Annotated in this window: 20 protein-coding genes; 10 read left to right on the top strand and 10 right to left on the bottom strand. The window is 69.4% G+C overall.

What is annotated here, in order from left to right; translation table 11 throughout:
* Positions 1 to 387 precede the first annotated feature (387 nt).
* Complete coding sequence (locus ACYSUO_RS40110; RefSeq protein ID WP_461781138.1) at positions 388 to 1,725, bottom strand: cation:dicarboxylate symporter family transporter; 1,338 nt, start codon at positions 1,723 to 1,725, stop codon at positions 388 to 390.
* A 214-nt stretch (positions 1,726 to 1,939) separates the two neighbouring features.
* Between ACYSUO_RS40110 and ACYSUO_RS40105 the strand changes: the two genes are divergently transcribed.
* Together ACYSUO_RS40105 and ACYSUO_RS40100 are read left to right on the top strand one after the other, a co-directional pair.
* Entirely contained in the window at positions 1,940 to 3,721 is a 1,782-nt protein-coding gene (locus tag ACYSUO_RS40105) for an ATP-binding protein (protein WP_461781136.1), read from the top strand.
* Positions 3,714 to 4,394, top strand: a complete 681-nt coding sequence (locus ACYSUO_RS40100) for a response regulator (RefSeq protein ID WP_461781135.1) — start codon at positions 3,714 to 3,716, stop codon at positions 4,392 to 4,394. The genes ACYSUO_RS40105 and ACYSUO_RS40100 overlap by 8 nt, the downstream gene beginning before the upstream one ends.
* A 22-nt stretch (positions 4,395 to 4,416) precedes the next feature.
* Here ACYSUO_RS40100 and ACYSUO_RS40095 read toward each other — a convergent pair whose 3' ends face one another.
* Positions 4,417 to 5,454, bottom strand: a complete 1,038-nt coding sequence (locus ACYSUO_RS40095; RefSeq protein WP_461781134.1) for a YncE family protein — start codon at positions 5,452 to 5,454, stop codon at positions 4,417 to 4,419.
* A 195-nt stretch (positions 5,455 to 5,649) separates the two neighbouring features.
* On the opposite strand from ACYSUO_RS40095, the gene ACYSUO_RS40090 reads away from it, so the two are divergent.
* The 4 genes from ACYSUO_RS40090 (at position 5,650) to ACYSUO_RS40075 (ending at position 9,572) form a co-directional block, all read left to right on the top strand.
* Entirely contained in the window at positions 5,650 to 7,017 is a 1,368-nt protein-coding gene (locus ACYSUO_RS40090; RefSeq protein WP_461781133.1) for an ABC transporter substrate-binding protein, read from the top strand.
* Between the two features lie 91 nt (positions 7,018 to 7,108).
* On the top strand, positions 7,109 to 7,915 hold the full coding sequence (locus ACYSUO_RS40085; protein ID WP_426906801.1) for a carbohydrate ABC transporter permease: 807 nt from the start codon (positions 7,109 to 7,111) through the stop codon (positions 7,913 to 7,915).
* A complete protein-coding gene (locus tag ACYSUO_RS40080) occupies positions 7,916 to 8,752 on the top strand; it encodes a carbohydrate ABC transporter permease (RefSeq protein WP_461781132.1) in 837 nt (278 codons plus the stop codon).
* Positions 8,753 to 8,870: 118 nt separating this feature from the next.
* Entirely contained in the window at positions 8,871 to 9,572 is a 702-nt protein-coding gene (locus tag ACYSUO_RS40075) for a helix-turn-helix domain-containing protein (RefSeq protein ID WP_461781131.1), read from the top strand.
* Positions 9,573 to 9,591: 19 nt separating this feature from the next.
* Here the strand turns inward: ACYSUO_RS40075 and ACYSUO_RS40070 are convergent, their stop codons facing one another.
* Entirely contained in the window at positions 9,592 to 10,617 is a 1,026-nt protein-coding gene (locus ACYSUO_RS40070) for a 6-phosphofructokinase (RefSeq protein ID WP_422409934.1), read from the bottom strand.
* A gap of 295 nt (positions 10,618 to 10,912) precedes the next feature.
* Between ACYSUO_RS40070 and pta the strand changes: the two genes are divergently transcribed.
* The 3 genes from pta (at position 10,913) to pyk (ending at position 15,739) form a co-directional block, all read left to right on the top strand.
* Positions 10,913 to 12,988: a phosphate acetyltransferase gene (pta, locus tag ACYSUO_RS40065; RefSeq protein WP_461781130.1), complete on the top strand. Its 2,076-nt coding sequence runs from the start codon at positions 10,913 to 10,915 to the stop codon at positions 12,986 to 12,988.
* Positions 12,989 to 13,019: 31 nt separating this feature from the next.
* Positions 13,020 to 14,234: an acetate kinase gene (locus ACYSUO_RS40060; RefSeq protein ID WP_461781129.1), complete on the top strand. Its 1,215-nt coding sequence runs from the start codon at positions 13,020 to 13,022 to the stop codon at positions 14,232 to 14,234.
* Positions 14,235 to 14,308: 74 nt separating this feature from the next.
* Positions 14,309 to 15,739 carry a pyruvate kinase gene (pyk, locus tag ACYSUO_RS40055; RefSeq protein WP_461781128.1) on the top strand — a complete coding sequence of 477 codons (1,431 nt, stop codon included), beginning with the start codon at positions 14,309 to 14,311 and terminating at the stop codon, positions 15,737 to 15,739.
* A gap of 109 nt (positions 15,740 to 15,848) precedes the next feature.
* On the opposite strand, the gene ACYSUO_RS40050 is transcribed toward pyk, so the two are convergent.
* The 4 genes from ACYSUO_RS40050 to ACYSUO_RS40035 form a co-directional block, all read right to left on the bottom strand.
* On the bottom strand, positions 15,849 to 17,000 hold the full coding sequence (locus ACYSUO_RS40050; RefSeq protein WP_461781127.1) for a hypothetical protein: 1,152 nt from the start codon (positions 16,998 to 17,000) through the stop codon (positions 15,849 to 15,851).
* A gap of 106 nt (positions 17,001 to 17,106) precedes the next feature.
* Positions 17,107 to 17,673, bottom strand: coding sequence for a DUF6114 domain-containing protein (locus ACYSUO_RS40045; RefSeq protein WP_461781126.1), 567 nt, complete (start codon positions 17,671 to 17,673; stop codon positions 17,107 to 17,109).
* Between the two features lie 156 nt (positions 17,674 to 17,829).
* Positions 17,830 to 18,447, bottom strand: a complete 618-nt coding sequence (locus ACYSUO_RS40040; protein ID WP_461781125.1) for a DUF6230 family protein — start codon at positions 18,445 to 18,447, stop codon at positions 17,830 to 17,832.
* A gap of 646 nt (positions 18,448 to 19,093) precedes the next feature.
* Positions 19,094 to 20,065 (bottom strand): tetratricopeptide repeat protein, encoded by a 972-nt coding sequence (locus tag ACYSUO_RS40035; protein WP_461781124.1) that lies wholly within the window; start codon positions 20,063 to 20,065, stop codon positions 19,094 to 19,096.
* Between the two features lie 334 nt (positions 20,066 to 20,399).
* Between ACYSUO_RS40035 and ACYSUO_RS40030 the strand changes: the two genes are divergently transcribed.
* Positions 20,400 to 21,062 (top strand): TetR/AcrR family transcriptional regulator, encoded by a 663-nt coding sequence (locus tag ACYSUO_RS40030; RefSeq protein ID WP_461781123.1) that lies wholly within the window; start codon positions 20,400 to 20,402, stop codon positions 21,060 to 21,062.
* A 30-nt stretch (positions 21,063 to 21,092) separates the two neighbouring features.
* Here ACYSUO_RS40030 and ACYSUO_RS40025 read toward each other — a convergent pair whose 3' ends face one another.
* From ACYSUO_RS40025 to ACYSUO_RS40015, 3 genes are all read right to left on the bottom strand, one after another.
* Positions 21,093 to 22,184 (bottom strand): alpha/beta fold hydrolase, encoded by a 1,092-nt coding sequence (locus ACYSUO_RS40025; protein ID WP_461781122.1) that lies wholly within the window; start codon positions 22,182 to 22,184, stop codon positions 21,093 to 21,095.
* 365 nt (positions 22,185 to 22,549) lie between these two features.
* Positions 22,550 to 24,250, bottom strand: a complete 1,701-nt coding sequence (locus ACYSUO_RS40020) for an acyl-CoA mutase large subunit family protein (RefSeq protein ID WP_461781121.1) — start codon at positions 24,248 to 24,250, stop codon at positions 22,550 to 22,552.
* Between the two features lie 84 nt (positions 24,251 to 24,334).
* Positions 24,335 to 25,405 (bottom strand): acyl-CoA dehydrogenase family protein, encoded by a 1,071-nt coding sequence (locus tag ACYSUO_RS40015; RefSeq protein WP_461781120.1) that lies wholly within the window; start codon positions 25,403 to 25,405, stop codon positions 24,335 to 24,337.
* Between the last annotated feature and the right edge of the window lie 65 nt (positions 25,406 to 25,470).

The raw sequence follows: 25,470 nt of genomic DNA, 5'->3' as shown, positions 1-25,470 counted from the left end.
ATTTTGCGTTTCCGACTCTATCAGATCGTTTTCCGATCCGTTTTCCTCGGTCCCGCTTCGCTTTCCGGCCTTTCGGCTTTCCGGCGAGTCCGACTCTATCAGATCCTTTCGGGCCTGATTCCCAGTCAGTTGGGTTTGTCTTCGCGGCTGTTGGGCCGTTCCGACGTTCCAAACTTTAGCGGATTCCCGGCCCCCGAGCGAATCGGGGGTTCGGAATTGAATTCGGGCACGCCGAATAGAATCCCGGCTGGGAGATCGTGCATGTGGTTGGAGGTGCCGCCCTGTGGGCAACTCGAAGGACTCTACGCCACGTGCCCCCGCGGCACAAAAGCGGGGCCCGGTGCGACGCATCGCACCGGGCCCCGCTCCTACGGAGGCGCTGAGGGGTCAGGCGCCGACCGTCTCCTTTGCCCCGCCGTCGCGCGGCGTCGGAACGTCCGAGTCGTCGTCGGAGTCGGTGTCGGAGGCGTCCGAGGAGGCGCCTGAGTCGAGCAGCGTGCGCTCGTCGAAGGGCTGCTCGCCGGCGAGGACCCGCTTCACGCGGTCCCGGTCCACCTCTCCGGTCCACGTACCGATGAGCAGCGTGGCCACCGCGTTGCCCGCGAAGTTGGTGAGGGCGCGGGCCTCGCTCATGAAGCGGTCGATGCCGATGATCAGGCCGACGCCGTCGACCAGGCCCGGCTTGTGGGACTGGAGGCCCGAGGCGAGGACGGCGACGCCGGAGCCGGAGACGCCTGCCGCGCCCTTCGACGCGATCATCATGAAGAGGAGCAGGCCGATCTGCTGGCCGACGGACATCGGCTGGTCCATGGCGTCGGAGATGAAGATGGACGCCATGGTCAGGTAGATCATGGTGCCGTCGAGGTTGAAGGAGTAGCCGGTCGGGACGGTGATGCCGACGACCGGGCGGCTCACGCCCAAGTGCTCCATCTTCGCGATCAGGCGCGGCAGCGCCGACTCGGAGGAGGAGGTCGAGAGGATGAGGAGGAACTCTCGGCCCAGGTACTTCAGCAGCGAGAAGATGTTGAAGCCCGTCGCCAGGCGCATGATCGCCGCCAGGACGATGCCGACGAACAGGGCGCAGGTGACGTAGAAGCCGACCATGATCGTGGCGAGGGCCTTGAGGGCGTCGACGCCCGTTTCGCCGATGACTGCCGCCATCGCGCCGAACGCGCCCACCGGGGCGGCCCACATGATCATGCCGAGGACCCGGAAGACGAGCTTCTGGATGTGCTCGACGCCGCGCAGGACCGGTTGCCCGGAGCTGCCCATGGCCTGGAGGGCGAAGCCGACGAGCAGCGCGACGAGCAGGGTCTGGAGGACCGAGTCGCCGGTGAAGGCGGAGACCATCGTCGTCGGGATGATGCCGAGGATGAAGTCGACGGGGCCTTCGTTGGCCTCTTCGGCCGCCGTGTGGCCCGCGCCCTTCACCGCCTCGGTCAGGTGCATGCCGTCGCCGGGGTGCAGGAAGTTGCCGACGACCAGGCCGATGGCGAGGGCCACGACCGACATCACCATGAAGTAGCCGAGGGCGAGGCCGCCGACCTTGCCGATCTTCGCGGCCTTCCGGACGGAGCCGACGCCCAGGACGATCGTGCAGAAGATGATGGGCGAGATCATCATCTTGATCAGGTTCACGAAGCCCGTACCGATGGGCTTCAGTTCCTTGGCGAAGTCGGGTGCGGCGAAGCCGACTGCGATACCGAGCAGAACGGCCACGATCACGGAAATGTAGAGATAGTGAGTACGGTCCCGCTTCGCTGGTGCGGCTGGTTTCGCGGTCTCTGTATCGGCCACGGTTCCTCCTGACGACGACGTCGGCGTACCAGGTCGTGCGGCTCACGTCCTGCGAATCCTGGCGACTATCTCTCCCCCCGGTGAGGACCGTCACCCTTCCGTTCATTTAGTTCGCGCTTATACGAGAGGCAGACTGTTCCGCATGCGTCTCCCCCGTCCCCGCAGCCTGGCGGGCCAGCTCTTCGCGATGCAGGTCGTGCTGGTGGCCGTCGTGGTGGCGGGGTGTGCGCTCTTTACGTATGTGAGTGACCGGGGGCAGGCGGAGAGCAGTGCGCGGCGTCAGGCCACGGCCACGGCGCGGGCCGTCGCCGACGCCTGGTCCGTGCGGGAGGCGGCCTCCGGTGCGCAGGATCCGACCGCGCGCCTGCAGCCGTACGCGCGGGAGGTGCAGCGGCACACCGGTGTCGACTTCGTGACGATCATGGATCCGGACGGAATCCGCTGGACGCATCCCGACGAGCGGCAGATCGGGGAGCGCTACCTCGGGCACATCGGGCCCGCATTGAAGGGACACACGTTCTCGGAGACGTATACGGGGACGCTCGGGCCTTCGGTGCGGGTGGTCACGCCGGTGTACGACGAGGGGCGGCACCGGGTCGTCGGGCTCGTCAGCGCCGGCATCACGATCGATGTCATCACCGCTCAGGCGCAGGGGCAGGTCCTTGCCGTGACGGGGGTCGCGCTCGCCGCGCTGGTGCTCGGGGGTATTGGTACGTACGTCATAAACGCCCGTCTACGTCGGCACACGCATGGGATGAACGCGAGCGAGCTGAGCCGGATGCACGCGTATCACCAGGCCGCGCTGCACGCGGTGCGCGAGGGGCTCGTGATGCTGGACGGGCAGCGGCGGGTCGCGCTCATCAACGACGGGGCGCGGGTGCTGCTCGGTGTCGCGGAAGGGGACGACGTCGTCGGGCGGTCCGTCGCCGAGCTCGGGCTGCCCGCGCCGCTCACCGGTGCGCTGCTGGCCGCCGAGCCGCGGGTCGACGAGGTGCATCTGACGGTCGACCGTGTGGTGGTCGTGAATACGTCGCCGGTGGCGAGCGGGGATCGGCGCGGCACCGTCGTGACGTTGCGCGATCACACCGAACTGCAGGCCTTGATGGGCGAGTTGGACTCCGAGCGGGGGTTCACGCGGGCGCTCAGGTCGCAGGCGCACGAGGCGGCGAACCGCTTGCACACGGTCGTCTCGCTGATCGAGCTGGGGCGGGCGGACGAGGCGGTGGAGTTCGCGACCGCCGAGCTGGAGCTGGCGCAGGCGCTGACCGATCAGGTCGTGGGCGCGGTGCACGAGCCGGTGCTGGCCGCGCTGCTGCTCGGCAAGGCGGCGCAGGCCAATGAGCACGGTGTGGAGCTGGTGGTGTCGGCCGATACGCGGATCGACGACGGGCTGCTGCCGCAGGTGCTGCCCGCGCGTGATCTGGTCACCGTGCTGGGCAACCTCGTCGACAATGCGGTGGACGCGGCGCAGGGGTCGCCCGGTGCGCGGGTCACGGTCACGGCGCGGACCGAGGACGACGTCCTGTTGTTGCGGGTGGCGGACACGGGGCCGGGGGTCGACCCGGCGCATGTGGACTCCGTCTTCGAGCGTGGTTGGTCGACGAAGCCGAAGCCCTCCGGGGCGGGTGGGCGGGGGCTCGGGCTGGCCCTTGTGCGGCAGGCCCTTGCCAGGTGTGGTGGGGTGTTGGACCTTGAGCGGTCGGCCGAGGGCGGGGCGGAGTTCACGGTGCGGGTGCCGATTGGCGCGGCGCCGCTCATTCGGGTCCCCGAGTCCTCGGTCCCGGACGGGGTTACGGCCGCGGGGCTCTGCCCCGGACCCCGCGCCTCAATCGCCGGCGGGGCTGAAAATGCCGGAACCGCCGACGGAGCTGGAAATGGCGACGCTGAAAGTGTCGGAACCGTAGGAAGAGGGACCCATGAGTGACCTCGACCGCAGTATTCGGGTGCTCGTCGTCGAAGACGACCCCGTCGCTGCGGACGCGCACGCGCTGTACGTCGGCCGGGTCCCCGGCTTCACGGCCGTGGGCAAGGTGCACTCGGCGGCGCAGGCCCGGCGGTTCCTGGACCGCAACCCCGTGGACCTGCTCCTGCTCGACCTGCACCTGCCGGACGGGCACGGGCTCTCGCTCGCCCGCTCGCTGCGCGCGGCCGGGCATCAGGCGGACGTCGTCGCGGTCACATCCGCGCGCGATCTCGCGGTGGTCCGCGAGGGGGTGTCGCTCGGGGTCGTGCAGTACGTGCTGAAGCCGTTCACGTTCGCGACGCTGCGGGACCGCCTCGTGCGCTACGCCGAGTACCGCGCGACGACCGGCGAGGCGTCCGGGCAGGACGAGGTCGACCGGGCCATCGCGACCCTTCGCTCGCCGGCCCCCGCCGCGCTGCCCAAGGGGCTGAGCGCGCCGACCCTCGAGCGGGTCACGCACACGCTGCGTGAGGCGCCCGAGGGCCTGACGGCGGCGGCCGCCGCGGAGACTGTGGGGATCTCGCGGATCACGGCCCGCCGGTATCTGGAGCATCTGGTCGAGTCCGGGCGGGCCGTGCGCAGCCCGCAGTACGGGCAGGTGGGCCGCCCGGAGCTCGTCTACACCTGGAAGTAGCCCGGCCCGGCGAGCCGGAGAACTAGCGGACGCGGAACCGCGTCAGCACGTCCTCGCCCGCAGGACCCGTGCCCGACTTGTCCACCACGTACGCCGTGCCGCGCGCGATCTCGACGTGGTTGGGATTGGCGCCCGTGGTCACGGTTTTGACGACGGAGCCCTTGCGCGGGTCGACGACGGTGGCGGTCGCGTCGGTGCGGTTGACGGCGACGACCTTGCCGGAGCGGTCGTCGGCGGCCACGGACAGCGTGCCCGCGCCCGTCGGCACCGACTTGGTGACCAGGCCCTTGTCCAGGTCGATGACGGAGATGGTGCCCGCGGTGTTGTCGGCGGTGTAGGCGGTGCGGCCGTTCTTCGAGAGGGCCACGGAGAGGGGCCCGTCGCCGGCCGGGATGAGCCGCGGCTTGGTGGATTTCCGCGTGACCTCGATCAGCTGGTCGTTGGTCAGGTCGGCGGCGTAGACCGTGCCGGTGCGCTCGTTGACGGTGAGGCCCGTCGGGCCCGCGCCCTCCACGGTGACGCGCTTCTTCTCCTTGAACGTACGACTGTCGAAGCCCACGACGCTGCCGTCGCCGAAGCCGCTCGCCCACACCGTGTCGCGCTTCTCGTCCACCACGACCTCGCGGGCGTGGTTCACGTCCGGGAGCGTGGCGAGGTGGGCGCCGTTCTTCTGGCTGTAGACGGCGACCGTGTTGTTGCGGGTGTTGGTGACCCACACGGTGTTGTGCTCGTCGTCGACCGCGATGCCGTAGACCGCCTCGACCGCGCCGGTGGCGGCGTCGGTGACCGGCGGCGTATACGTCGCCTCGACCTTCAGCGTGACCGGGTCGAGCCTGGTCAGCGCGGAGGTGGTCACCGGTGGACGGCCCACCGCGGACGTGGTCCACAGAGCGTGGTTCCGCTCCGAGTACGCCGACTGGTAGAGGCCTTTGGTGACGGGGGCGGAGGCGGATTCGGCGGCGTGGGTGTCGGCGTGCGCGGCGGGGGCCGTCGCGGCGCCCGCGACGAGGGCCACGGCGACGGCCGCGGAACGGCGGATCCTGGGCGTGATTCGAGGCATGCTGCGTCAATCTCCTTCGCGGAAGGGGGCGTTGCGACGCCACCCGAAGATTAACTTAGCTTAGCCTTACCTAAGTAGAGAAATCCGGAACTCGCTTCGCCGCACACCCATTGACCCTGATCGGCACCGCCCTTACGTTCACGGGCAGCCCCGCGAGGCAACGAAGCCCGCGATGCTCCGTAGGAGGTCGTGCCCGTGCGCCCCACCGCCCCGCTCCTCACCGCCACCGTCCTCCTGGCCGCCGCCACGCTCACCGCGTGCGGCGGCGGCTCCGGAAGCGACTCGGACACCATCAAGGTGTCCTTCAAGCAGTCCACGGACAACAAGGTCAAGGTCATGGACGACTACCTGGCCGCGATGAAGAAGAAGTTCGAGAAGGCGAACCCCGGCAAGAAGGTGGAGTTCGTCCCGATCAAGGCGCCGGACGCGGAGTACTACACCAAGCTCCAGCAGATGCTGCGCTCCCCCAGGACGGCCCCCGACCTCGTCTACGAGGACACGTTCCTCATCAACTCCGACATCGCCAGCGGGTACTTGAAGCCCCTCGACCCCTACCTGGGGAAGTGGTCGGACTGGGGCCAGTTCATCGACACGGCGAAGACCGCGGCGAAGGCCCGGGACGGGAAGACGTACGGCGTCCCGGACGGCACCGACACCCGCGGCCTCTGGTACGACAAGGCGATCCTGAAGAAGGCCGGCATCAAGGTGCCCTGGCAGCCGAAGAACTGGGACGAGGTCCTGGACGCCGCCCGCACCATCAAGCAGAAGGTCCCCGGCGTCACCCCGCTGAACGTCTACACCGGAAAGCCTGCCGGCGAGGCCTCGACGATGCAGGGCTTCCAGATGCTCCTGTACGGGACCGGGGCCGGCTCCGCGGACCCGCTCTACGACAAGGCCTCGGGCAAGTGGGTCACGGGCTCGAAGGCGTTCAAGGACAGCCTGAAGTTCGTGGAGACGGTCTCCAAGGAGAAGCTCGGCCCCGACGTCTCCGACTCCCTCGACCCGAACTTCCCCACGCAGGTGCGCGGCGAGCTGCTGCCCGAGGGCAAGCTCGGCATCAACCTCGACGGCTCCTGGCTGCCGCAGGACTGGATCAAGGGCAGCGGGCACGAGTGGCCCGAGTGGTCGCAGAAGCTCGGCCTCGCCCACATGCCGACGCAAGAAGGCCAGGCGCCCGGCAAGGTCTCCATGTCCGGCGGCTGGACCTGGGCGATCCCGGCCAAGTCCGCCAACCCCGACCTCGCCTTCGACTTCATCAAGACGATGCAGACCAAGGAGAACGCGAAGCGCTGGTACATCGCCAACTCCGGCATCGCGGTCCGCAAGGACGTGGCCGAGGACCCCGCGTACGTGAAGGCGCAGCCCGGCATCAAGTTCTTCACGGACCTCGTGGCGAGCACGCACTACCGCCCGGCCTACCCCGCGTACCCGAAGGTCTCCACCGCCATCCAGGAGGCGATGGAGTCGGTGACCACCGGGGACGCCTCGGTCGACAAGGCGGCGGCGACGTACGACGAGCAGGTGAAGACGGCGTCGGACGGGAAGGTTGTCAAGAAGCCTTAGCCGTACGGGAGTTCAGGGAGAGGGCCGCGCCACAGTGAACCGTCGCAGAACCGCCTTCCGGCTCGTACCGATCGCCCCGGCGACCATCCTCATGGCCCTCTTCCTCGCGGGCCCGATCGCGTACTGCGCCTATATCGCCTTCACCGACCTTCAGCTGACCGGGCAGGCGGAGTCGTCCTTCGTCGGCTTCGACAACTTCACGGCGGCGTTCAAGGACCCCGCGTTCCTGAACGCCGTCTGGCTGACGCTCGTCTTCACGCTCCTGTCGTCGATCGTCGGCCAGAACACGCTGGGGCTCGCGCTCGCGGCGCTGATGCAGCGCGCGTCGAAGCCGGTCAGGACGGTCACCGGAGCCGTCGTGGTGACGGCGTGGGTGCTGCCGGAGGTCGTCGCGGGCTTTTTGATGTACGCGTTCTTCCGCCGCGAGGGCACCCTCAACGCGATCCTCGACTGGCTCCAACTCCCGCACCAGAACTGGCTGTTCACGCTTCCGATCCTGGCCGTGTCGTTCGCGAACGTGTGGCGCGGCACCGCCTTCTCGATGCTCGTGTACTCGGCGGCGCTCGCCGAGATCCCCACGGAGGTCACCGAGTCCGCCCAGGTGGACGGCGCGAACGCCTGGCAGCGGCTGTGGCACATCACGCTGCCGATGATCCGCCGCTCCATCGGCACGAACCTGATGCTGAACACCCTGCAGACCCTGTCGGTCTTCGGCCTGATCTGGGTGATGACCCGCGGCGGGCCCGGCAACGACAGCCAGACCCTGCCCCTGTTCATGTACGAGCAGGCCTTCCAGAAGAGCATGATCGGCTACGGCACCGCGGTCGCGCTGCTGCTGCTCGTGGTCGGCTCCCTGTTCTCGCTGGTCTACATGCGTCTGCTGCGTACGGAGGACTGAGTGAAGACCCGAATCCGTACCCGTGTCCGCAGACGGCTTTCGGCGGACGCGGCGCTGCTCCTCGTCGCGCTCACCTTCATTCTGCCGCTCGCCTGGGTCGTCCTGTCCTCGGTCGACGCGGACGCGAATCTGCGGGTGAAGTGGCCCTCGCAGCTGACGTTCGGAAATTTCGACGACGTCCTGAAGCCCGACGTCACCTTCACGCCGCTGCTCAACTCGCTGATCCTGTGCGGCGGCGCGACGGCCCTCACGGTCGGCTGCGCCGCGCTCGCCGCGTATCCGCTCTCCCGCTACCGCTCACGCCTGAACAACCCGTTCCTCACGACGACGCTGTTCGCGACCTGTCTGCCGATCACGGCGGTCATGGTCCCGGTGTACGCGCTGTTCGTCCAGGTGAACCTGATCGACACCATGGCGGGCACGATCTACTTCTTCGCAGCGTCCCAACTCCCGTTCGCCGTATGGCTGATGAAGAACTTCATGGACGGCGTGCCGAAGGAGCTGGAGGAGGCGGCCTGGACGGACGGCGCGAACACCTTCCAGGGTCTGGTGCGGATCGTGCTGCCGCTGATGGGGCCCGGCGTCGCCGTCGTCACCGTCTACTCGTTCGCGATGATGTGGGGGAACTTCTTCGTCCCCTTCATGCTGCTGCTCTCCCCCGACCAGATGCCGGCCTCGGTCAGCATCAACGACTTCTTCGGCAACCGGGGCACCGTCGTGTACGGGCAGCTCGCCGCGTTCTCCATCATCTACTCGACGCCCGTGGTGCTGCTGTACGTCCTGGTGTCGCGGCGCTTCGGCGGCGGTTTCGCGCTGGGCGGCGCGGTGAAGGGGTGACCCGTCTCGTCCATGTGCATGAGGCGGGTGGGCAACAAGTTCCGTCAACAGGTACCAAGTTGTCACGCGGGACGCACAGACCGTAGCCAAACGCCCCGTGACCCCCTACTTTGTGCCCGTGCAGCCCCACGCCACGCCCAATCAGCCGACACCACCTTTCAACGCCCCCGCCGCCCGGCGCCTGCGAGAAGCGCTCGGGATGGCGCCGGGGCACGTCGCGTACGGCATGCGCGCCTCGTACGGGATCGCCCACATAACGCCGGAGATCGTCATCGCCTGGGAGCGCGGCGAAGGGGCCCCGACGTCCGGTGAACTCACCGCGCTCGCCGGGGCGTTGTGGTGCTCACCGAGCGAACTCATCGGTGTACCGCGGACCTTGCGCGAGCACCGGCTGGCGCTGGGGCTCGCCCCCGAGGACGTGGCCCGCTCCGTGGGCCTGGAGATCCACTCGTATCTGCGGATGGAGGAGACCGGCGACTGGCAGGGCAACGACCGGCAGTCGACGGCGCTCGCCGAGGCGCTGCGGCTCACCCCGCGCGCGCTCGCGACGGTGACCGGGCGGGACGCGCACCTCGCGGAGCTGCTGCGGGACGCGGCGCGGACGCGCTGGCAGGGGGCGGTGCGGCCGATCTCCCGGCTCGTGCCGGTGCAGCGCCGCGAGCTGGAGGACGTACTGCACGAGATGCACCTGGAGTACCAGGCGCTGATGGCCGCCACGCTGAGCTGGGGCGGTGGCATGTCCTCCGGGTCGGGGGACGCGGGGCGGCAGTTCCTGGAGCGGATCCTGGACGAGTTCTGGTCCAGGATCCGTCATCCGTAGCTGCCTTGCCGCCGGTGGTCTAGAAGACCGACTCCGCCTCGTCCATCCGGTCCTTCGGGACCGTCTTCAGCTCGGTGACCGCCTCGGCGAGCGGCACCATCGCGATGTCGGTGCCGTAAAGCGCCGTCATCTTGCCGAACTCGCCGCGGTGCACGGCCTCCATGGCGTGCCAGCCGAACCGGGTGGCGAGCACGCGGTCGTACGCGGTGGGGGTGCCGCCGCGCTGCACGTGGCCGAGGATGACCGGGCGGGCCTCCTTGCCGAGGCGGCGCTCCAGCTCGTAGGCGAGGGCGGTGCCGATGCCCTGGAAGCGCTCGTGGCCGAACTGGTCGATCTCGCCGGTGCCGTAGTCCATGGTCCCGGGGGCGGGGTGGGCGCCCTCGGCGACGCAGATGACGGCGAACTTCTTGCCGCGGGAGAACCGCTCCTCGACCATCTTGACCAGGTCGGACGGGTCGAAGGGGCGCTCGGGCAGGCAGATGCCGTGGGCGCCGCCCGCCATGCCGGACTCCAGGGCGATCCAGCCCGCGTGCCGGCCCATGACCTCGACGACCATGACGCGCTGGTGCGACTCGGCGGTCGTCTTGAGCCGGTCGATCGCCTCGGTGGCGACGCCGACGGCGGTGTCGAAGCCGAAGGTGCGGTCGGTGGAGGAGATGTCGTTGTCGATCGTCTTCGGCACGCCGACGACCGGCAGGCCCGCGTCGGACAGCATCCGGGCCGCCGTCAGCGTGCCCTCGCCGCCGATCGGGATGAGGGCGTCGAAGCCGATCTCCTCGGCGAGCTGCTTGGCGTTCTCGCAGGCCGCCCGGAATCGGTCGCGCTCCAGGCGGGAGGAGCCGAGAATGGTGCCGCCACGGGCGAGGATGCCGCTGACCGCGTTCAGATCGAGCGGGCGGTAGCGCCCGTCGAGCAGCCCCGCGTAGCCGTCCTCGAAACCGAGCACCTCGTCGCCGTAGTGCGTGACGGCTCGGTGCACGACCGACCGGATCACGGCGTTCAGGCCAGGGCAGTCGCCGCCTGCGGTGAGAACTCCGATACGCATCGTGCTGTGTCTCCTGCTCGCTACTGGTACGTCGGTGAGCGATGTCGATTGTTCCACGCTCTCGGAGGGGACGCGCTCGCGCTCGACTGTGCAGGGAGCTTCGACAGGGGTTCGATGGGCACTTGGCCCCTGGGGAAAAGGCCTTCTGTCCGGCGGGCGACCTAGCCACCGCCAGAGGTATTGTCAAGGGGGCACGGCTTCCATTGCGCGCCTTTTTTTGAAGCAAAAGAGACCGAATCGACCCGTAAAAGTCGGGTTCGACCGAGAAGGACCACGAGGGAAACGGAGAGCACGCGTGACGCGCAGCGTGTACGTGACCGGGATCGATCGCGGCGACGGCCGCCAGGTCGTGGAGCTGGGGGTCATGGAGCTCCTGACCCGTCAGGTCGACCGGGTGGGGGTCTTCCGGCCGCTCGTCCACGACGGCCCCGACCGGCTCTTCGACCTGCTGCGATCCCGTTATCGGCTGTCACAGGACCCGGCGACGGTGTACGGCCTCGGCTACCACGAGGCCTCCGCGATCCAGGCCGAGCAGGGCACGGACGAGCTGGTCTCGCGCCTGGTCGACCGCTTCCACCAGGTGGCCCCCGACTTCGACGTCGTGCTCGTGCTCGGCACCGACTTCGCCGACACCCAGCTCCCGGACGAGCTGGCGCTCAACGCCCGCCTCGCCAACGAGTTCGGCGCCTCCGTGATCCCGGTCGTCGGCGGCAAGAAGCAGACCGAGGAATCGGTCCGCGCCGAGGCCCGCAACGCCTACCGCGCCTACGACGGCCTGGGCTGCGACGTCCTCGCGATGGTCGTCAACCGCGTGGCTCCGGCGGACCGGGACGAGGTGAACGAGCGGCTCGCGGGGCGGCTACCGGTGCCCTGCTACGTGCTGCCCGACGAGCCCGCGCTCGCCGCGCCGACCGTCGCCCAGATCACCCACGCGCTGGGCGGCAAGGTGCTGCTCGGCGACGACTCGGGGCTCGCCCGCGACGCCCTCGACTTCGTCTTCGGCGGCGCCATGCTGCCGAACTTCCTCAACGCCCTGACCCCCGGCTGCATGGTCGTCACGCCCGGCGACCGCGCGGACCTGGTCGTCGGCGCGCTCGCCGCGCACAGTGCGGGGACCCCGCCGATCGCGGGCGTGATCCTCACCCTGAACGAGCGGCCCGGCGAGGCGATCCTCAAGCTCGCCGAGCGCCTCGCGCCCGGCACCCCGGTGATCGCGGTGGCCGGCGGCTCCTTCCCCACGGCGGCCGAACTCTTCGCCATGGAAGGCAAGTTGAACGCGGCGACGCCGCGCAAGGCGGAGACCGCCCTCGGCGTCTTCGAGAAGTACGTCGACACGGCGGGGCTGCTGAAGACCATCCAGGCGCCGTCCTCCGACCGCCTCACCCCGATGATGTTCGAGCACAAGCTCCTGGAGCAGGCCCGCTCGGACAAGCGCCGCGTCGTGCTGCCCGAGGGCACCGAGGAGCGCGTCCTGCGCGCCGCCGATGTGCTCCTGCGCCGCGGCGTCTGCGACCTCACGCTGCTCGGCCCGGTCGAGCAGATCCGCAAGAAGGCCGCCGACCTCGGCGTCGACCTCGCCGACAGCGACATCATCGACCCGCAGACCTCGGCGCTGCGGGAACGCTTCGCCGACTCCTACGCGGCGCTGCGCGCCCACAAGGGCGTCACGCCGGAGCTGGCCCACGACGTGGTCGCCGACGTGAACTACTTCGGCACGCTGATGGTCCAGGAGGGCCTCGCCGACGGCATGGTGTCGGGCTCCGTGCACTCCACGGCCGCCACGATCCGGCCCGCCTTCGAGATCATCAAGACCAAGCCGGACGCCGCGATCGTCTCCTCGGTCTTCTTCATGTGCCTGGCCGACAAGGTCCTCGTCTACGGCGACTGTGCCGTGAACCCGGACCCGAACGCCCAGCAGCTCGCCGACATCGCCACGCAGTCGGCCGGCACCGCCGCCCGGTTCGGCGTCGAGCCGCGGATCGCGATGCTGTCGTACTCCACCGGCACCTCGGGCTCCGGCGCCGACGTCGACAAGGTCCGCGAGGCCACGGAGATCGTCAAGGCGGCCCGCCCCGACCTGAAGATCGAGGGGCCGATCCAGTACGACGCCGCCGTCGAGCCGACCGTCGCGGCCACCAAGCTGCCCGACTCCGAGGTCGCGGGCCAGGCCAGCGTGCTGATCTTCCCCGACCTCAACACCGGCAACAACACGTACAAGGCCGTGCAGCGCTCGGCCGGCGCGATCGCTGTCGGCCCGGTCCTCCAGGGTCTGCGCAAGCCGGTCAACGACCTGTCCCGCGGCGCGCTCGTGCAGGACATCGTCAACACGGTCGTCATCACGGCGATCCAGGCCCAGACGCCCGCCAACTGAACTCCCCCCACCACCACCGAAAGCAGTACCCGTGACAGCCACTCGCATCCTCGTCCTCAACTCCGGCTCCTCGTCGGTGAAGTACCAGCTCCTCGACATGGCGGACCACTCCCGCCTCGCCGTGGGCCTGGTCGAGCGCATCGGTGAGGAGACCTCCCGGCTCAAGCACACGCCGCTCTCCGGCGGCGGCGAGAGCCGTGAGCAGAACCGGCCGATCGCCGACCACGAGGAGGCCCTCAAGGCGGTCGCCGAGGAGCTGGCGAAGGACGGGCTCGGCCTGGACTCCCCCGAGCTGGCCGCGATCGGCCACCGCGTGGTGCACGGCGGCAAGCTGTTCACGCAGCCGACCGTGATCGACGACGCGGTGCTCAAGGAGGTGGAGCGGCTCATCCCGGTGGCGCCGCTGCACAACCCGGCGAACCTGACCGGAATCCGCACCGCCCAGGCGCTCCGCCCCGACCTGCCGCAGGTCGCCGTCTTCGACACGGCGTTCCACACGACGATGCCTCAGGCGGCCTCGCGCTACGCGATCGACGTGAAGACGGCCGACGAGCACCGCGTCCAGCGCTATGGCTTCCACGGCACCTCGCACGCGTACGTCTCCCGCAAGACGGCCGCGCTCCTCGGCAAGCGGCCGGAGGACGTCAACGTCATCGTGCTGCACCTGGGCAACGGCGCCTCCGCGTCCGCGGTCCGCGGCGGGCGGTGCGTGGAGACATCGATGGGCCTCACCCCGCTTGAGGGGCTCGTGATGGGTACGCGTTCGGGAGATGTCGACCCGGCCGTCATCTTCCATCTGATGCGGGTGGGCAAGATGTCGGCGGACGAGATCGACGACCTGCTCAACAAGAAGTCCGGCCTGATCGGGCTGTGCGGGGACAACGACATGCGGGAGATCCGTCGCCGCATCGACGAGGGCGACGAGGAGGCGAAGCTCGCCTTCGACATCTACGTGCACCGCCTGAAGAAGTACATCGGTTCGTACTACGCGGTGCTCGGCCGGGTGGACGCGATCGCGTTCACGGCCGGGGTCGGCGAGAACGCGGCGCCGGTGCGCGAGGCTGCGGTCGCGGGCCTCGAGGAGCTGGGCCTCGCGGTCGACGGAGAGCTCAATTCCGTACGTTCCGACGAACCGCGGCTCATCTCCCCCGAATACGCCCGTGTGGCCGTCGCAGTGGTGCCGACCGACGAGGAGCTGGAGATCGCGCAGCAGACCTACGCCCTGGTACAGAACCGCAACGACTGAGCGCCCACCCGCCCATTTGTAGATTCCACCAGACGGAATATTCCGTAGCGAAACAAACCGATAGGATCGCCCCCATGCGCCGTTCCAAAATCGTCTGCACGCTGGGCCCCGCCGTCGACTCCGAAGAGCAGCTCGTCTCGCTGATCGAGGCCGGCATGAATGTGGCCCGATTCAACTTCAGCCACGGCACCCACGCCGAGCACCAGGGTCGCTACGACCGTGTTCGCGCCGCCGCCAAGAAGACGGGCCGCGCCGTGGGTGTGCTCGCCGACCTCCAGGGCCCGAAGATCCGCCTGGAGACCTTCGCCGAGGGCCCCGTCGAGCTGGTGCGCGGTGACGAGTTCACCATCACCACCGAGGACGTGCCCGGTGACAAGTCGATCTGCGGCACGACCTACAAGGGTCTGCCCGGCGACGTCTCCAAGGGCGACCAGGTCCTGATCAATGACGGCAACGTCGAGCTGCGCGTCGTCGAGGTCGACGGCCCGCGCGTGAAGACGATCGTCGTCGAGGGCGGTGTCATCTCCGACCACAAGGGCATCAACCTGCCCGGCGCGGCGGTGAACGTCCCGGCCCTGTCCGAGAAGGACATCGAGGACCTGCGCTTCGCCCTGAAGATGGGCTGCGACATGGTCGCCCTGTCCTTCGTGCGCGACGCCAACGACGTCAAGGACGTCCACAAGATCATGGACGAGGAGGGCCGTCGGGTCCCCGTCGGCGCCAAGGTCGAGAAGCCGCAGGCCGTCGCCAACATGGAGGGCGTCGTCGCGGCGTTCGACTGGATCATGGTGGCCCGTGGTGACCTCGCCGTCGAGTACCCGCTCGAGAAGGTCCCGATGGTGCAGAAGCGCCTCGTGGAGATGTGCCGCCGCAACGCCAAGCCGGTGATCGTCGCGACCCAGATGATGGAGTCGATGATCACCAACTCGCGCCCGACGCGCGCCGAGGCCTCCGACGTCGCGAACGCGATCCTGGACGGTGCCGACGCGGTCATGCTGTCGGCCGAGTCCTCGGTCGGCGCCTACCCGATCGAGACCGTCAAGACGATGTCGAAGATCGTCACGGCGGCCGAGGAGGAGCTGCTCTCCAAGGGCCTGCAGCCGCTCGTGCCCGGCAAGAAGCCGCGTACGCAGGGTGGTTCGGTGGCCCGTGCCGCGTGCGAGATCGCGGACTTCCTGGGCGGCGAGGCGCTGGTCGCCTTCACCAAGTCCGGTGACACGGCCCGCCGGCTCTCCCGCTACCGCGCGGCCCAGCCGATCCTGGCCTTCACCACGGACGACGAGACCCGCAACCAGCTCTCGCTGAGCTGGGGCGTCGAGGCGCACGTCGTCCCGCACGTGGACTCCACGGACGCGATGGTCGACCTCGTCGACGCCGAGCTGGTGAAGCTCAACCGCTTCAACGACGGCGACACCGTGGTCATGACGGCCGGCTCGCCCCCCGGCGTCCCCGGCACCACCAACATGGTCCGGGTGCACCACCTGGGCGGCAGCGAGCGCGACTGACGCGCTGCTCTCGCCCGAGCGCGGAACCTTGAGCGCATGACAAAGGGCGCCCCCTTGAGGGGGGCGCCCTTTGTCGTGTGCGGCTCCCGAACGGGCCTTGGGGCTACGGTCAGCTGTCCTCGACCGTGGTGTGCAGACCGGGCACGTGCAGGGTCCCGCCGAACTGCGAGGCCTGCGTGACCTTGACGTTCGTGAAGAACAGGGTCGGCAGGTTGAGCGGCGGCGGATTCTTGGCGTTGAACGTCAGCGGAACGAGCCCGAACAGATTGCCCGACAGCTCCTCCGTGTACATCGTCGTCTGCCCGTCACGGATGGTGGACGTGGAGCCCTTGTCCGAACGGATGTGGAAGAACTTCCCGTCCGGGCCCGGGGCGATCTGGTGCAGATCACCGATGTCCGTGCCCTTGGAGATGATGTACTTCATGACGCGCTTGGTCGACCCGTCGGCCATCCGGACGTCCACCAGGCCCTTGTAGTCCGCGCCCTTGAGCAGGAGCGAACTGGCCTCCAGCTTCCAGGTCTTGTCCGGAAGCTGGGCCGGGGTGTCCTCGTTGGCGCCCGACGCGTCCGTGGCCGCGGGACAGTTCTCCGGCACATCGCCGGAGCCCTGCGGGTTGCCCACGTTCTTGGTCGCGTCCTTGGCCGCGTCCCCCACCTTGTCGGTCGTGTCCTTGACCTTGTCGGTGGTGTCCTTGACCGTGTCGCCGAGCTTGTCGGTGGTGTCCTTGACCGACCCGGTCGTGTCCTTGACCGTGTCGTCCACCTTGTCGGTGGTGCCACCGAGCAGGCCGCCGGAGGACTCCGACGCCGACGGCGAAGGAGTCGCGCTCTCGGACTCCTTGTCGTCGGGCGTGAACGCCTTCTTCAGGGCGTCGCCGACGCCCAGCGGGTCCAGGGGGTTCTTGGTCTCCGAAGCCGAGGGCGACGGCGTGGCCGAATCCTCTGCGGACTTGTCGTCGGAGGCCGTGGACTCGGAGGCGGACGGCGAAGGAGTCGGGGTCGCCTTCTCCTTCTTCTCCGCGGAGCCGTCCTTGGAGGCCGAGGCGGACGGCGTCGGCGTCGCCGACTCATTGGCCTTGTCCTTGGACTCGTCGGACCCGTCGTCCTTGTTCGCGTCGATGGCGTCGGCGCACGCCTTGTAGTCGTCGACGGAGAACTTCGTCGGGTTGTCCTTCGCCGACGCGAGCGTCGGCGTCAGACCAAGTCCCATGAGCACGGCCGTGGGCATGGCCGCGATCGCCACCGCCTTGCCCGCAGGCATGTGGATCTTGGTGAAGAGATGCTTCTTTGGTGCCGCATGCCGCCGCGCCGCATGCCGCGGCCCGGTTCTCGCACGGGGCTCCGCGGAGCCCTCGTGGTGCACCTCGTCAGCCGGCACGGTGCCTCCCGTTCGTCCCGTTGTTCGGGCTCGTCCCTGACACGTCGTCGTTTACGCCCGCGACCTGATAGGTGGCTCCCGCAACCGGCGGCACGACCGGCGCCGCGTCCTGGGAGGACGTGGCGTGGTCACCGCCCTTCCCTGCCGACTCGTCCTGCTGCTCCGCGGGTGCCCAGGAGATACCGAGGCCGCCACCGACGAGGGCGAGCAGGAAACCGATGACGAAGCCGCCGAAGTTCGATACCACGAGGGAGACCAGGGCGAGAAGAATCGCCGCGACACCCGCGAACACACGGGAGTGCGGCTGGAACCACATCGTCAGGCCGAGCACGACCAGCAAGATGCCGATGATGAGCGAACCGGCACCGGCCGTGGTCGCCATCTTGATCGTCATATTGCCGATCGCGAGGTTCGCGTACGGGAAGTACATGATCGGGAGGCCGCCGAGGATTGACAGCAGACCGCCCCAGAACGGGCGCTGACCGCGCCACCCTCGGAACGATTGGCGCATCTGACCAAGCTTGGGGCCCAGTCCTGCGTGCGCTTCGGCGCTCATGTCGTACAGCTCCTCGGGAAAGGCGTTGATCTGTGGTGATGGTGGCTGTCCGGAAACGGGCACGGGGACGACCCCACGTCACTGCGAGTGCCCCCGCGCCCGGCCGTTCAGCACATCAAGTGCCAAGACCCCGGCCCGTACACGGGCCCTGTGGGCCTAGTAGCACTCGTGCTTGCCCTTCTGGACCTTCATCTTGAGGCCGGAGAGCTTGAAGGTGCCGGCCGTCGTGGCCCACGCGCGCTGCTGGACGTTCTCGAAGTGCACCGAGTCGGCCTGCTGGGAGAACGCGTTCGGGTCTGCCTTGTCGCCCTGGTGGATACCGGGGCCCTTCTTGGCGTCACCCGCCGCCACACCGATGTCGATGTTCTTGAAGGTCGCATCGGCCTTCAGGTCATCGGCGTCGATGTAGAGGGTCTTGGCCTCGACGGGAGCGCTCTTGTCCGCACCCGCCGACAGCTTCATCGAGACATCGCCGAAGACCGGGACGGGGACAACAACCGACTGGCACAGGTTGTTGATCGTCGCGGTCTTCATGCCGACGACGGCGACCGGGTGGTTACCCGTCTTGCCGGAGTCGATGGCGCCGTACTGGACAAAGCCCTTGCCGTCGAGGGAGTCCGCCGTCACCTTGAACGACTGACCCGACACACTGAACGATGCCGCGAGCGCACCCTGGGACAGGGCCACGCCTATCGCGGCAGTCGCCGCGACGCTCGGCACCATGACTACGGCGAACCGCTTCCATCTGGTTCCGCCACGAGTCACGGACTTCATGACTGTTCCTCCTTCTCGGACGTACATCTCCGGCCCTGACTGCCCCTAGAGGCGGCTCAGCCGGGCAGGGATGGGAGAAGTGCTACGTCCTCGGGAAGGAGAGCGCCCGCATCGGAAGTGCTTGGTCTGTTCCGCACCTTGATCACCGGCGATCACCCCCGAGCGACAACCACTGGTCGCACCTGAGCCATCACGCGCAACCTGCCGGACAGGCTCAACCGGATGGTTGAGACCCCCCTGTCCTTGGACCGCCGGCGCTCCCCTTGGTTCGCCGTCGACCACCCGGTGGGGACCCAAAAACCCCGCCGCACGATTGGCTGTCGGACGGTGGGGAGAGGACCGAGCGTGCCCGATCGTGGTGCATTCGAGGCGCTGACACAAGGGGGTTCGTTACTCGCGGGTAACGGACGGGTAACCGAACGCGGACGGAGCGAGTCCGAACAACAACTGAGGGTGCAGTCAACCTAGTTTTTATACAGGTTGAATACGGGACGGAATCGGACAGAAGATCGAGTCCGACTTACTCCAAGTAACAGCGGCCGCGATTACCAAGTTTTGGTAAAACGCGGCCGCTGTGCGCCTCCGGGGACAGAACTTTCACTCCGGCATCACAAGCCGCAGTGTTTAACAACTGGTCACTGACGACTCAGAAGAGAACTCGGGCCAGAGCTGTACGCGCGGTCGTCACGCGCGGGTCGTCGGCCCCCACGACCTCGAACAGTTCGAGCAGTCGTACACGCGCCGCGTCCCGGTCCTCGCCGACCGAGCGCCCCACCGTCTCGACGAGTCGCCCGAAGGCGTCCTCGACGTGACCGCCGACCAGGTCCAGGTCGGCCGCCGCGATCTGCGCCTGCACATCGGCGGGCTTCTCCGCGGCGTCCCTGCGGACCTGCTGGGGGTCGAGCCCCTGCACGCGCTGGAGGAGCTGCGCCTGGCCGAGGCCGAGCTTGGCCTCGGTGTTGCCCGGGTCGTCGGACAGGACGTTCTTGTAGGCCTGCACGGCGCCGTCGAGGTCGCCCGCGTCCAGGGCCTGCACGGCCGCTTCGAGGAGCGCGTCGTAGGGGCCCGCCGGGGCCTCCTCCACGACCGGTGCCTGACCCTCCGCTTGCGGGTCGACCGCGATGCCGGTGAGTCCGAAGCGCTCCTCGGCGACCTGGATCAACTGGTCGAGCGTGCCGCGGATCTGCTCCTCGGGGGCGGCCCCCTGGAAGAGGGGCAGAGCCTGCCCGGCGACGACGGCGAAGACAGCCGGGATCCCCTGGACCCCGAACTGCTGCATCAGCATCTGGTTGGCGTCAACGTCGATCTTGGCGAGCACGAAGCGGCCGCTGTACTCGGCGGCGAGCCGCTCGAGCAGCGGGCTGAGCTGCTTGCAGGGCTCGCACCACTCGGCCCAGAAGTCGATGACGACGGGCACCTCGGCGGAGCGCTGCAGAACGGCGCTCTCGAAGTCCGCCTCATTGACGTCGATGACGAGGCTCGAAGGGGACACGGCCCCGCCCCCGCCGTTCCTGGCCGCTTCGGCGCGCGCCTGCTCCGCCTTCGCCTTGGCCTCCTGGGCCGCCTTCACCGCGGCGAGATCGACGACTCCACTCATGGACATGTTCCGTGGCTGCATGCGTACAGTCTCCCCCTTCCGCGGACAGTTGTGGGCCGGGTCCTGCCCCGTGCACCTCCCGCCGGAATGCGAGACGCATCTGGAGGCACGGAGCGGACTCGGCCTGGTGTGCTTTCGGCACCGGGTCCCCACCCGGCGCCTAGTGGTTGCCGCTCGTCCGGGCCGCCCCGGGGTGCAGATCCGAGACGCTCGTACGAGATCGAGCTTTCGCAGCTTTCGCTACGACTCGTAGCGTAACTGCCATGGGCGGGACGCGGGAACCGGGCCCCGGTGATCAACCGGTGATCTGCCTCACGCGATCTTTCGGCCGTACCCGCCGGTATGGTCGACGACCATGCAGAGCCGCACTCCGTCTTCCACATCTGCCCCGTCTCATGCCTCTCCCCCCTCCAACGCACGGACGGGGCGTCCGCGTTCCGCAGCGGCGGACGAGGCGATTCTCGAGGCGACCAGGGCGGCGCTCGTGGAGCTCGGCTGGACGAAGCTGACGCTGGGGGACGTGGCCACGCGCGCGGGTGTCGCGAAGACGACGCTGTACCGCCGCTGGCCGGGCAAGAGCGAGCTCGTCGTGGACGCGGTCGCGGTCCTCTTCGACGAGCTGGAACTGCCCGACCGGGGTTCGCTCGCCGCCGATGTGGAGGGCGTGGTGCGGCAGTTCGCGGCGATCCTGGACCGGCCGGAGACGAAGACGGCGCTGATGGCCGTGGTCGCCGAGTCCACCCGTGACGCCCCGCTGCGGGACCGGATCCGTACGTCGATCGTCGACCGCCAGAAGCGGCTCGTCCTGGAGGGGCGGGCGCGGGCCGAGCGCCGCGGCGAACTCCCGCCGGCCCCCGACCCGGCCGCCGCCGCGGCCACGGCGGATCTCATCTTCGACGTGGCGGCGGGGGCGGTCGTGCACCGCACGCTGGTGAGCGCGGAGCCGGCCGACGCGGAGTGGGTGCGGCGGTTCACGGCCCTCCTGCTGGGAGGGCTCGCGGCCGCCGCGACCGATTAGTGCTGTGTACGGGTGGGGTTACGGGCGGCCCTACTTGTTCCAGGCGCAGCTGCCCAGCGTGGCCCGCTTCTTGGCGACCAGGGCGTCCGCCTCGCCCGCCGGCAGCGCGCGCGTCCGCTTGTCGTGGCAGACCACGGTGCGGTCGGAGCGGCCGGCCAGGTCGACCAGAATCTGGTCCCAGTGGCGGTACTGGACGTCGTGACCGGTGTCCGCGTACGTACGGGTCTTCACCGACGCCGTGTCGGGCAGGTTGTCGCGCCAGGCCTTGAGCGTGCTCGCGGGCACGGTCGTGTCCTTGTCGCCGTGGTAGAGGAAGACCGGCGCCTTCAGCTTCGCCAGGTCAGGGCCCGGACGGTCGCAGTACAGCCGCTGCTCGTGCACCTGCGGCGCCGGATCGGCCTGCTGGCCGCGCTGGTTGTAGGTCCGCGCGCCCTCCTCGTACGCGGTGTCGGCGAAGCCGGGGATCGACTTGACCGGGCTGTCGTCGGGGAAGGCCCACCACTTGCGCGGGTCCTTGATCTCGTCCTTGACGGCGGCGGCGAGTTGGTCGTCGGACAGACCGCAGTAGTCGGGCTTCGTGCCGTACGGCGGGAGGGCGGCGGCGAGGTGCAGGGCGCTGATCCGCTCGGGGGCCTTGGCTGCGATCTCGGCGGCGTACGGGCCGCCGCCGGATATCGCGATCACCTTGAACTTCTTGACGCCGAGCTTGTCGAGGACCTCCAGGGCGTCCTTGGCGTAGTCGGCCTTGCCGAGCTTCGGGTCGTAGTCGGTGTCGCCGAAGCCGTTGCGCTCGACCGTGATCATGCGGAGGTCCAGGTTCGCTCTGGTGGTCTGCATGAAGTCGGTCATGTGGACGGCGCGGGCGCTGGTGCCGGTGCCGCCGATGTAGAGCACGGGGGTGCCGTCGGACGGGCCGGAGTCCGTGTAGTGCGCGGTGCGGCCGGAGGACAGGTCGGCGGCGTGCACGTCCGCGCCGAGCGAGTCGAAGCTGTTCTGCACCTTCGGCTCGGCGGGCGGGCTCGCGCTCACCGCGCCGGTGCCGCCGATGGCGATGCCGCCGAGGAGGGCGGCGGTGGCGATGCCGACGGTGGTGGTTGTGGTGCGGGTGAGCGCGAGGCGCACGGGGGCTCCTGGGGTTGGTGGGCGGGCACTTGGCGTGTCCGCGCCTACCCCAAGATCACGTGGTGACACCTGTCACCGGCCCGGGCCCCCGCCCTCACGCCACGGGGCTCCGCCCCGGCCCCCGCGCCTCAAACGCCGGCGGGGCTGGATTTGCCCACCCGCCGCTGAGGCTCGATTTTGCGCACCTCACCGCGGGGCGGGGCGTGAGTTGCCGCCCCGCGCCTTGGGCAATCTGCCGCCTGGGGCGGCAGGGTGGGCAAGGCGGCGCCCGGTGCAGGCCGCACCGAACTGAGGCGCCGACCCCGGCCGAGCAAGCAGCCCCCGGCGCCGCGCACCAGCCCCCACGGCCCCCGCCCCGGCCCACCTCAGAACCCCGGCGGCTCCGTATACACGCCCCACTCGTCCCGCAGCACCCCGCAGATTTCGCCGAGCGTCGCCTCCGCCCGCGCCGCGTCCAACATCGGGCCGATCATGTTGGAGCCGTCCCGCGCCGAGGCCAGCATCCGGTCCAGCGCCACCCGCACCGCCCCGTCGTCCCGCCCCGCCTTCCGGTCGCCGAGCACTCGAACCTGCTCCCGCTCGACCTCATGGCTGACCCGCAGGATCTCCAGGTCACCCGTGACGGAACCTTCCGCCACGTTCACCCCGACGACCCTCTTGTCGCCCTTCTCCAGCGACTGCTGGTACCGGAACGCCGACTCCGCGATCTCACCCGTGAACCACCCGTCCTCGATCCCCCGCAGGATCCCGGACGTGATCGGCCCGATCGGGTGCTGCCCGTCCGGGTGCGCCCTCTGGCCCCGTTCCCTGATCTGCTCGAAGATCTTCTCCGCGTCCGCCTCGATCCGGTCCGTGAGCTGCTCGACGTACCAGGAACCACCCAGCGGGTCCGCCACGTTTCCGACGCCCGTCTCCTCCATCAGCACCTGCTGCGTCCGCAGCGCGATCTCCGCCGCCTGCTCGCTCGGCAGCGCGAGCGTCTCGTCGAGCGCGTTCGTGTGCAGGGAGTTGGTGCCGCCGAGGACCGCGGCGAGCGCCTCCACCGCCGTGCGCACCACGTTGTTGTACGGCTGCTGCGCCGTCAGCGAGACGCCCGCCGTCTGCGTGTGGAAGCGCAGCCACTGCGCCTTCTCGCTCTGCGCCCCGTACACGTCCCGCATCCACCGCGCCCAAATCCGCCGCGCCGCGCGGAACTTGGCGATCTCCTCGAAGAAGTCCACGTGCGCGTCGAAGAAGAAGCTCAAGCCCGGCGCGAAGACGTCCACGTCGAGGCCGCGGCTCAACCCCAGCTCCACGTAACCGAATCCGTCGGCCAGCGTGTACGCCAGCTCCTGCGCGGCCGTCGAGCCCGCCTCACGGATGTGGTACCCGGAGACCGACAGCGGCTTGTACGCGGGGATGGACTCCGCGCAGTGCTCCATCAGGTCGCCGATCAGGCGCAGATGCGGCTCGGGCTGGAAGAGCCATTCCTTCTGCGCGATGTACTCCTTGAAGATGTCGGTCTGGAGTGTGCCGTTGAGGACCGACGGGTCGATGCCCTGGCGCTCGGCCGCCACCAAGTACATGCAGAAGACCGGCACCGCCGGGCCGCTGATCGTCATCGACGTCGTGACGTCACCGAGCGGGATGTCCTTGAACAGGACCTCCATGTCCGCCGCCGAGTCGATGGCGACACCACAGTGCCCGACCTCGCCGAGCGCACGCGGGTCGTCGGAGTCCCGCCCCATCAACGTAGGCATGTCGAAGGCGACCGAGAGTCCGCCACCGCCGTTGCGGAGGATCATCTTGTAGCGCTCGTTGGTCTGCTCGGCGTTGCCGAACCCCGCGAACTGGCGGATGGTCCACGTGCGCCCCCGGTACCCGGTCGGGTACAGGCCGCGCGTGAACGGGTACTCGCCCGGCCACCCGATCCGCTCGAAGCCCTCGTACGTGTCCCCGGGCCGCGGCCCGTAGGCGGGCTCGACCGGATCCCCGGAGAGCGTGGTGAAGTCCGCGTCACGCTTGCGGGCCTTGTCGTAGCGGGCCTGCCAGCGTCGGCGGCCTTCCTCGATCGCGTCAGCGTCCATGCTTCAAATTTACTTGGACGTCCTACTAAATGTCGATGGCCCACGGCGGCCGATCGACGTAAAACCGGGCGGCCCCGGACCGACTCAGCCCCGCAGCGCCGCCAGATGCGCCGCCCGCACCTCCGCCGTCTGGCCCTGCACCACCAGGAACAGCCCTTCGCGGGCGAGCCGCTGGGCCGGTTCCGACAGGGCGAAGGCCCGGCCGCCCCCGGACACGATCGCCGCCGTCGTCGCCGCCCTCATCAGGTCGTACGCGCGCGTCTTCACCGCGAGCCGGTCCTCCAGCCGCTCCCCCGCCGGAACCTCGTCCACCAGCGCGTACGCGTCCCGGCGCGCGCCGTCGAGGCCCTCGCGCAGCACGCCCGCCGTCTCCTTGGCCTCGGCGTCGCCGGACGCGTCGAGCAGGTCGAGGGCGGCGCGGGCGACACCGAAGACGGCCGGGTTGGTGTTGGTGTTCTTGGGGCGGTCGGCGCGCGCCCACTCCTCGTACGGCTGTCGTACGACGATGTCCTCCTCGGCGACCGTGAGCCCGTCCAGGACCAGGCCGACGGTGCGGGTGCCGGTGAGCGCGGCGAGCTGGAGCGGTTCGGTGGGAGTGAGGCCGGGCTGCTCGCGCGGCTCCGCGACGGCGAAGACGACCTCGCCGTCCTCGGTCGCGCCGCCGAGCAGGAACACGTCGTTCAGGCCCCAGCCCGTATACCAGGGCACCCGCCCGTCGAAGCGCACCCCACCGCCCGCGAGCGGCGTCGCCCGCACCGGCAGCTTCGGGTACGCCCGCAGGTGCGAGAAGGCGATGCCCCCGAGCGCGGCCCCCTCGGCCAGCGGACGCAGCCACCGCTCGCGGGCCGCCGTGTTGCCCGCGGCCAGGTCGCGTACCGGAGAGTGGTGCTGTGCCTGCACGAAGAACGTCGAGCAGCACGCGCCCGCCAGGATCTCCGCGACCTCCCGCCCGACGGCGGCCGGCGCCCCCGAACCCCCGTACACGACAGGCGCGTTGACGCCGAGCACGCCCGAGGCCTTGACCGCGGCGATGGCCTCCGGGGTGATCCCGGTGCGGTCGTGGGCCTCGGCGGCGGGCGCGAGGACGTCGTCGGCGAGCCGCCGGGCGGCGGCCACCAGCGGGTGGTCCTCAAGGCGGGGTGCGGTGGCGGTCATGCGGGTGCTCCTCGGGGCCGTACGTGCCTGTGGGGACACGGTGTCAGGTCCGTGCCCCCACAGGC

The sequence above is a fragment of the Streptomyces sp. UC4497 genome (assembly GCF_054871485.1).
Note: the sequence above shows the minus strand (reverse complement) of the source record. Positions and strands in the feature narration are given on the sequence as shown.

Bases quoted from the DNA above. Each gene is read 5' to 3' on its own strand.
- ACYSUO_RS40020 (WP_461781121.1), bottom strand. From the start codon at position 24,250: ATGGACGCTGACGCGATCGAGGAAGGCCGCCGACGCTGGCAGGCCCGC.
- ACYSUO_RS40100 (WP_461781135.1), top strand. From the start codon at position 3,714: ATGAGTGACCTCGACCGCAGTATTCGGGTGCTCGTCGTCGAAGACGAC.
- ACYSUO_RS40050 (WP_461781127.1), bottom strand. From the start codon at position 17,000: ATGCCTGCGGGCAAGGCGGTGGCGATCGCGGCCATGCCCACGGCCGTG.
- ACYSUO_RS40035 (WP_461781124.1), bottom strand. From the start codon at position 20,065: ATGCAGCCACGGAACATGTCCATGAGTGGAGTCGTCGATCTCGCCGCG.
- ACYSUO_RS40095 (WP_461781134.1), bottom strand. From the start codon at position 5,454: ATGCCTCGAATCACGCCCAGGATCCGCCGTTCCGCGGCCGTCGCCGTG.
- ACYSUO_RS40015 (WP_461781120.1), bottom strand. From the start codon at position 25,405: ATGACCGCCACCGCACCCCGCCTTGAGGACCACCCGCTGGTGGCCGCC.
- ACYSUO_RS40105 (WP_461781136.1), top strand. From the start codon at position 1,940: ATGCGTCTCCCCCGTCCCCGCAGCCTGGCGGGCCAGCTCTTCGCGATG.
- ACYSUO_RS40085 (WP_426906801.1), top strand. From the start codon at position 7,109: ATGGCCCTCTTCCTCGCGGGCCCGATCGCGTACTGCGCCTATATCGCC.
- pyk (WP_461781128.1), top strand. From the start codon at position 14,309: ATGCGCCGTTCCAAAATCGTCTGCACGCTGGGCCCCGCCGTCGACTCC.
- ACYSUO_RS40045 (WP_461781126.1), bottom strand. From the start codon at position 17,673: ATGAGCGCCGAAGCGCACGCAGGACTGGGCCCCAAGCTTGGTCAGATG.
- ACYSUO_RS40040 (WP_461781125.1), bottom strand. From the start codon at position 18,447: ATGAAGTCCGTGACTCGTGGCGGAACCAGATGGAAGCGGTTCGCCGTA.
- ACYSUO_RS40070 (WP_422409934.1), bottom strand. From the start codon at position 10,617: ATGCGTATCGGAGTTCTCACCGCAGGCGGCGACTGCCCTGGCCTGAAC.
- ACYSUO_RS40030 (WP_461781123.1), top strand. From the start codon at position 20,400: ATGCAGAGCCGCACTCCGTCTTCCACATCTGCCCCGTCTCATGCCTCT.